The organism is Pseudomonas sp. R43(2017) (genome assembly GCF_002112345.1).
GTDB classification, from domain to species: Bacteria; Pseudomonadota; Gammaproteobacteria; order Pseudomonadales; family Pseudomonadaceae; genus Aquipseudomonas; species Aquipseudomonas kribbensis.
This window is the reverse complement of record NZ_NEHJ01000019.1, coordinates 1-555: the sequence shown is the minus strand read 5'-3', so window position 1 is coordinate 555 and position 555 is coordinate 1. Positions and strand designations below refer to the sequence as shown.

1 pseudogene is annotated in these 555 nt (G+C 59.6%); it reads left to right on the top strand.

Annotated features, from left to right (window positions below):
- Window positions 1-555 (top strand): annotated as a pseudogene (locus tag CAG02_RS29400) (type IV secretion protein Rhs); the annotation flags it as partial.

Below are 555 nucleotides of genomic sequence, written 5' to 3'. Positions count from 1 at the left end.
GTGACCCTGGAACCGGTCATTTCCGATGTCGGCGGCGCCCTGAAATTCGGCGAACCGCAGCATTACACCATCGGCCCCAGCGGCATTCTCGAGGTCGACAACTGCGACCGGGGCCAGCGTTATCGCATCACCTTCTTTCCCGATGTTTCCAGTTCGCACGTCCAGACGCTGTACGCCTCGTATCAGGGGCTCATTGATGGCCTGGAAAAATGGTTGCGTGAGGAATGGGTCGGGTTTCAACCGCAATGGGCGGAGTTTTCCAGCGCGGGTTTCCTGGAGCGTTACGGTCAGTTGCAACAGGCCGACTGGCGCGGTTTCGAAACGGCACTGAATGGCGTCTGGGATGACGTGAAACAGCTGTTCGCCCTGCTCGCCGACTTGCAGGCCAACAGCGAAAAACTTCTGCAATACCTGTCCGGCGTCGAACTGGAAGCCTTGCTCGCGGCCTCCGCCGAGGCCATCGCCAATGGCCTGCTGATGCTCAGCGACGAACCGCTGCTGTTCATTCATCTGGCGGCCTTCACCAGTTGGCTGAAGATGCTGCCGCCGCAGTAT